The sequence below is a fragment of the Intrasporangium sp. genome, assembly GCF_030452765.1.
Taxonomy (GTDB): Bacteria; Actinomycetota; Actinomycetes; order Actinomycetales; family Dermatophilaceae; genus Intrasporangium_A.
In genome coordinates this window covers 1-6,803 of record NZ_JAKDLO010000210.1, presented here as the reverse complement: position 1 = coordinate 6,803, position 6,803 = coordinate 1, and the positions used below count along the sequence as shown (strand labels likewise).

The window sequence follows — 6,803 nt, the reverse complement described above, 5'->3', positions numbered from 1 at the left end:
GACCGACGGGGAGGGGGTTCGCTCGTCCTTGACGTCTTGGTCATCTTCTCGGCTCCAGGTCCTCCTGGCGACCCGATTTACCAGTTCTTGAACAACATTTTACGTTTGGCTTGCCTGCGGCCGTATGCCGCTCGCCGGGCTCCCGCTGACCCGCCGGGTTCGCCGCCGGGTCACGGCACGAAGCGACCGCCGAGGTTGAGGAAGGCGGCCGTCACTGGATCGGTCGCAACGATCGCCTCGGCGAGCGCGATGTCGCTCGAGCATCCCTTGGCGAGGGCGCGGTGGTGGGCGACCATCGCATCGGCGGCCACCGCGTCGGGCACGGGCGAGACTGCCGCGACGACCGAGCGTGCCCCGAGGGACAGGACGGAGGCCGCGAGGCCGAGGGACTCCTCGCCGGGGCGGAACGAGGCCACCCCGACATCGCACGCCGACAGGACGACATGATCGGCGCGGACCCCGGTGGGCTGCAGCTCGTGCGCGAAGACCGGCCCGTCGTGGAGTGCGACCGACGAGAAGAGCGGCGACTGCACCTCGTGCGTCCCGTGGGCGGCCACGTGCACGACGCCAGGCGCGGCGAGGGCGTCGACGAGCAGGCGCGCTCTCGACGGCTCGACCACCACCGCCGCCTCACCCCAGGTGGCCGCGATCGCCCCGGCCTCGGCGCGTGCCCGGGACAGGGCGGGCCCGACGCTGATGTGCACCCTGCGGACGTGACGATGGTGCGGTACTGGTCGCCCCAGTCCGTCGTCCCGGCGGGCGAAGGCAGTCAGCGACCGTGCCACCGTCAAGGGCCGTCCGACGAGGGAAGGGAGCAGGGCCCAGGGCAGGGCCGACACCTCCTGGCACGTGACGAGGACGAGACCGGCGGCATCGAGGCGCCAGGGTCGCATGAGCGCGTCGTCAAGCTCGGTGGCAGCGCTGTGGAGCGAGCCCCAGACGGCTGAGCGAAGCTCTCCGAGGTGCTGGGTCGCGGCAGCCCGCAGGTCCGCCCGGATCCGCTGAGCCAGCTCGACGGCCCGCTCGAGGGCCATGAGCTCCCGTAGGACCGCACGGCCCCGAACGATGCCGACCCCCCACAGTCGGTTTGCCATGCCGAAGAGCCAGACGAGGTCGCGGTCTGCGGCCCCCAGCGCCTCGCGCGCCTCGCGGATGCGAAGCGGGGTCTGCGTGGCCGTCTCCGTCCTGGCGCTGAGCGCCCAGTCGCGGGCGCGGATCTGGCGCTGGAGCCAGTCGGCGTCACGCTCGAGCTGGGGCTCGGGCCGACCTTCTGCCCGGATCCGTGCATAGACGAGCCGGAGCCGCTCGGTCAGGTCGGCGAGCTCCTCGTCGTCGGGGCGACCGAGGGAGGGAAGACGGTCCGTCGCGCTGCGCCATCGCTCGAGGGTGGCGAGGACGGCCGGGGCGCCATGGGCGAGCCGCAGGTCCAGGACCGACAGCCACGTGCCGTGGATCGCCCGTGCCGTCCGGACATCGAGGCTCGCGCTGCCCTGCTGTCCGGCCTCGAGCCGACGGGCGGCCCGGGAGAGCAGGCGCCGGGCGCGCCCCGCCTCACCACGAGCCGACAGGATGGCAGCGGTGACCCCGCTGACGTTGAGCTCGTCGGACAGCGACACGGGAGGACCGATACGGGCTGAGAGCTGCGCCTGTGCGGCAGTCAGGTCCCCGGCCAGGAAGAGTGCGGCGGCCGCGGCGACCCGGGCGTTGTCGGCCAGATGGAGGTCACCGAGCGCCGTGGCGGTGCCGACCAATGCGTCGGCCCGGCGGGCGGTCCGGCGGGCGACCCGAACCGCACCCGCACTGTCCCGGTGGCGACCCTGGTGGTCGAGATCGGCCAGCAGGCCGGCCAGGCTCGCTCGGCCGGCCCACGCCGTCGCGCCGAGGCGAGCGAAGGCCGCACGAGCCCGCTCCGCTGCCGCGCTCGCGAGGTCGCGATGCCCTCGCAGCTGCTCGCCCTTGGCAAGCTCGAGGTCGAACTCGGCCCGCAGCTGGTCCTGTCCGTCACCGGGGGGCCCCGCAATGCTTGCTGTACCGGTGCGCAGCACGTCGATGGCCTCCGAGACGAGCCCCGCCTCGAGCAGCACCCGGCCGCGGTCCAGCAGCGGCGTCGCGCTGGAGAAATCTGTGTCGAGCTCGGCTGCAGCGGCCATCGTCGTCAACGCGCCGGGCAGGTCGCCGAGCAGATAGCGTGCGTAGCCCTCGTTGTGACGCGACATCTGGGCCTCGGCAACGAAGCCATGCGCGCCCGACAGCCCCGCAGCCTCGTGGAAGGACTCGAGGGCCAGCTCGGGCTCGCCCGTCTCGAGGGCCAACATGCCGCGGCTGAGGAAGACCGAACACTGTTCGACCGGTGTGAAGGCCGCCAGGCGCGCCAGCGCTGCTTCGATGCCGGCCGACGCCGAGGCGAGATCACCGGCCCGGCCGTACACATTGGCACGCTGGTACGCGACACGCGCACCGAGGTCGGCGTCGCCCAGCTCCGCCACGACACGCGAGGCCTCGTCGAAGCGCAGCTCGGCGGCCGCGAGGCCGGAGAGCAGGAAGTCGGTCAGGGCAAGGGTGGTCAGGGTCTTGCAGCGTACGGCGAGCAGGTCGTCACGGGGCACTCCCGCCCCGACCCGGTCAATCGCCTCGAGCGCGGCTCGCAGCGCCCGCTGCGCCTGGACGGGCCGGCCGGCGCTGTTGTCGACGGCAGCCTGGTCTCTGAGGACACGCACGTGCTCGAGTAGGTCGACGATCGCTGCCTCACCTCGCCACTCTGGGTCAGGTCACACCTCGATCGTCGGGGTGATCACCGGCCGCGCCTTGGGATCGGAGGGGTCGACTCTGATCACGAAGTGAATCGGCCCATGGGGTAGATCATGGACGACGAAGCGCCCGTTCGCATCTGCACCCGCCGTGACCGCCCGGTCTTCCATGACCGCTTCGACGACCGCTCCCGGTCGGGTGACCCAGCCATCGATCCGGACGTGGCCCTCGCGATCCTCGCTCTGGCTGACCGACACCATGAGTCCGACCGAGGGCGCCGAGAAGGTGACGGAGTCGATGCGGGTGGACTCGACCTGCCGACTGGTCCCCCGCGTGGCGAGCAGCGCCGACTGGGTCAGCTCGGCGACCTCGGCATGGAGCGCCTGGACGGTGATGGCGAACTTGAGCCGTTCGCCCAGCCCGGCCGGCACCGGGTCGGCACGGTCGTAGAGATCCCGGAGATGACCGAGCGTGGCGAAGTCGCGCTCGTCGATCGCGTCGCTGTGGGACATGTCAGACCGCCCATCCGGGGTCGGAGCCGAGGGACACCCTCAGCTTGTCGAGGCATCGGCCGCGAGTTGGGCCGATGCTGCCCACCGGCATGCCGAGGGAGCTCGCGATCGCGGCGTAGTCCGGCCGGTCGGCGAAGGCAATGACGCGCAGGAGTTCCTGACAGCGAGGAGTGAGCCGGGCGATGTGGTGCCACAGCAGCCGTTGGCGCTCGCTGAGAACCGACTGCGACTCCGGGTCGAGCTGTTGCGCAGGACCCTCCGGGACCTGCTCGACGCCGATCTCGCGACGCTCCCCGCGCACCAGGCGCCACACCTCCCGTTTGACGACGACGACGAGCCAGCCCAGCACAGCGGCCGGCTCCTTGATCGTCTCGGCACGCGCGACGAGCTGGAGCAGCGCGGTCTGGATGGCGTCCTCGCAGGTCGAAGGGCTCGCGCCCTGTGCCCGGGCAGCATGCCACAGGACGGGGGTCACCAGGTCGACGAGGTCGGAGAGGCGCTGCCGGTCCCCTGCGACATAGTCGGCAAAGGCCTGGCCGGAGCGAGTGCCGACACCGTCCGGAGCAGTGGGGCTCATGGCTGCTGCCTCCCCAGGCACGTCTTGAGCGCTTTGATCGCGCGCTTGCGCATCGCGGCGATGCCGACGTCGGTGAGGTCGTCGCCCGAGGCAGCCAACTGTGCGGCAAGCTCAGCGGCGAGGACCGGCGTGGAGAAGGACGTCCCGCTCCAGGCGGCGAAGCCGCCGCTGTAGTCGTCGGGGTCGACGGTGCTGCGCCTGCGGTCGGCCGTCACCGTCGACGGCTCGCCGGCGCCGTCGACCTGCGGGTACGTGCTGATCACCGAGACGCCGGCCCGGTAGGCACTGACGAGCGGCAGCTCGTTCGAGAACAGGGCGATGCTCGAGACGTCCGGGTTGAGGGCACCGACGCTGGCCAGCGGAGGTTTGCTCGTGGCGGTGATCCGGGCCGGAGGGTCCGCCGACAAGGCCGCGGGGACGAAGGGCTGGGTGCTCGCGTCGTTGCCGACCCCAGCGACGACGAGGATACCCTGCTCGGCGAACCGGTCGAGCAGGACCTTGACCGGGCTGGACAGGTAGGACTGGTCCTCCGCGTAGTACCCGAGCGAGAGCGAGACGACGTCGACGCAGTCGCCGGGCCGGTTCGCGTCCTGGCCGGCGATGTGCCGCTGCAGCAGGGCCGTGAGGGCGTCGAGGACGTCGCCCTCCTCAGCGACTCCCTCGTCGTTCATGACCGGGATCGTCAGGATCGTGGCCTCCGGGCAGCCCTGCCGGATCAGGCCGGCGATGAAGGTTCCGTGGCCCTGGACGGGCGGGGCCTCGCCGGTCAGCAGGTTCAGCGGGGTCGGCGCGAGCGCGGTGGCATCGGGCACCAGCTCGCCGTCGGACACCGCGAGGCGCAGCACCCGCTTCGGGTCGGTGAACCACGGGTGCTCGGCGACCACCGTGTCGAGGACGGCGACGACCGGGTTGCGCGGCAGGGCTCGGGCCCGCAGGGCCGGGTCCTGCAGTGCCACGCTGACCGGCATCCGGCCACCACGCCCGGGCACGAGGTACTCGCTGAGCGAGTTCGAGCCGATCCCGCCCCAGTACGGGATGCCGCCCCAGTACGGGATGCCGCCCCAGTAGGGGATCCCGCCCCAGTAGCCGATGCCGCCCCAGTAGCCCGCCGGTCGGACGACGTGCTCGAGGCTCAGCCTGGCAAGCAGGTCTGCGGACGCGCTGTCACGCAGCTTCTGCAGCACCGCCCACGCGTCCGGCGCCGCAGCGCCCGCCTCGTCTGGCTCCAGCACGACGGTGGAGACCCAGATCTGGTTGAGAAGATCCCGCTGCGGACCTCGCGTGTTGCTCAGCCTGCCGATCCGTCGCAGCGTCTTGGCGGTGTGGCGGGCGCTCAGACCCTGCGGCTGGAGCGCGGCATGGAGGTCGTCGAGACGCAGGTCTCGCTCTGTGGACGGGAAGCCGGAGACGAGCAGCCGGTTCGGGATGTACAGCGTCGGAGACGGCGGCTCGCCGGAACTTGCCCGCGGCGCGGCCGTCGGGTCGAGCGCTCGCAGCTGGGGCAGGTCGGCTGGGGCGTCCGGTTGGTCGGACATGGGCGGGCCTCCTCGTCAGGTCGATGGGCTCGACCCTTCCACCCGCACAGAGCCCGCGGGGCCGGTTCTGATACAACCCATGCCGGAACTTTCCGGAATGTACCGGATCGAGACGAAGTTCTTTTTCGTCCGGATGTATCAGGGCCGCTCCCTGCGTCTCTGACAGGTCGGAGGGACACGAGGCCGGGCTTCCGTCGGGACCGCAGCGGAGGGGAAGCGGAGGAAGCAGGGGGGCCCGGCCTCCCAAGCGGATGGGGAGGCCGGCCCGGCCTCACGGGGGATCGAGGCCGGGCCACCCATCTCACGCCTTCCTGTCGATCGAGCAGGCTCAGGCGCGCAAGCCTTCGAGCCAGGCGTTCGCGTCGGCGAAGTCGAGGTCTCTGGTGCCCTCGCGGGCATCGGTCACCACGCCGTCGGCGCGCGGATAGGACCCGAGGTAGCGGACGTCGGCGCAGACCCGCTTGAGGCCCATGAGCGTCTCCCCGACCCGGGCGTCGCGCAGGTGACCTTCGAAGTCGATCGAGAAGCAGTAGCTGCCCATCGCCTCACCGGTCGGGCGCGACTCGAGCCGGGTCAGGTTCACCCCACGCACCGCGAACTGCTCGAGCAGGTCGAGCAGCCCACCCGCCCGGTCCGTCTTCTGGTAGAGCACGACGGTCGTCTTGTCCGCGCCGGTCGGCTCCGGCAAGATGCCCGGCCTGGTCACGAGCGCGAACCGCGTCACGGCCGTCTTCATGTCGCCGATGTCGTGCGCGAGGACGGTGAGGCCGACGTTCGCCGCGGCGACCGGAGCGCAGACCGCGGCATCGTAGACGGCGTCGCCGCCGAGGCCCTCAGCCGCACCCGCCGTCGACAGGGTCGGCACGTAGGCCGCCTCGGGTAGATGCTCGGCCATCCAGCCGCGCACCTGAGCCCAGGCGTGCGAATGGGTGCCGACGGCACGCACCGAGCTCAGCGGCATACCCCCTCGGGCGCACAGCACGAACGTGATGGGGACGAGCACCTCCCCGATGATGACGAGCGGGTCGCCGCTCGCCAGCGCGTCGAGCGTCGCCGAGACCCCACCCTCGACCGAGTTCTCGATGGGAACCATCGCGGCATCGGCCTCGCCCGCGCGCAGCGCGCCGAGAACAGCGGGCACCGACGCCTGCGGTGCCTGCTCCAGCGAACGGTCGCCGGCCCAGGCGATGAGCGCCATCTGGCAGAAGGTGCCGCGAGGGCCGAGGTAAGCGATCCGGCTCAGCTCGTCCGGGGTGCGGGGCGTCATGTGCCGCAGGGTAGCCGTGGGCTCCACCGTCTCGTCGTCGCGTCCCACCCACGTGCGGAGCCGAGGGCGGCACGTGGTCCCCGGTTAGCCTGAGTGACGTGATCCGCCGGCACCCGACCACGTCAGTCATCGTGGCTCTGACCCTGGTCGTCGCGGTGCTGGCG

General features: G+C 71.7%; 5 protein-coding genes. All 5 read right to left on the bottom strand.

The genetic code is table 11. The features are described 5' to 3' along the window. Positions 1-170 precede the first annotated feature (170 nt). Positions 171-2,717: a CHAT domain-containing protein gene (locus L0H79_RS19410; protein WP_301486288.1), complete on the bottom strand. Its 2,547-nt coding sequence runs from the start codon at positions 2,715-2,717 to the stop codon at positions 171-173. Positions 2,718-2,768: 51 nt separating this feature from the next. Further along, entirely contained in the window at positions 2,769-3,260 is a 492-nt protein-coding gene (locus tag L0H79_RS19405; protein ID WP_301486287.1) for a hypothetical protein, read from the bottom strand. A 1-nt stretch (position 3,261) separates the two neighbouring features. After that, positions 3,262-3,837, bottom strand: coding sequence for an RNA polymerase sigma factor (locus L0H79_RS19400; RefSeq protein WP_301486286.1), 576 nt, complete (start codon positions 3,835-3,837; stop codon positions 3,262-3,264). After that, positions 3,834-5,372 (bottom strand): S8/S53 family peptidase, encoded by a 1,539-nt coding sequence (locus L0H79_RS19395; RefSeq protein WP_301486285.1) that lies wholly within the window; start codon positions 5,370-5,372, stop codon positions 3,834-3,836. Before L0H79_RS19395 ends, L0H79_RS19400 begins: the two co-directional genes overlap by 4 nt. A gap of 328 nt (positions 5,373-5,700) precedes the next feature. Then, on the bottom strand, positions 5,701-6,639 hold the full coding sequence (gene pheA, locus L0H79_RS19390) for a prephenate dehydratase (protein WP_301486284.1): 939 nt from the start codon (positions 6,637-6,639) through the stop codon (positions 5,701-5,703). Positions 6,640-6,803: the final 164 nt, after the last annotated feature.

Bases quoted from the DNA above. Each gene is read 5' to 3' on its own strand.
- L0H79_RS19405 (WP_301486287.1), bottom strand. From the start codon at position 3,260: ATGTCCCACAGCGACGCGATCGACGAGCGCGACTTCGCCACGCTCGGT.
- L0H79_RS19400 (WP_301486286.1), bottom strand. From the start codon at position 3,837: ATGAGCCCCACTGCTCCGGACGGTGTCGGCACTCGCTCCGGCCAGGCC.
- L0H79_RS19395 (WP_301486285.1), bottom strand. From the start codon at position 5,372: ATGTCCGACCAACCGGACGCCCCAGCCGACCTGCCCCAGCTGCGAGCG.
- pheA (WP_301486284.1), bottom strand. From the start codon at position 6,639: ATGACGCCCCGCACCCCGGACGAGCTGAGCCGGATCGCTTACCTCGGC.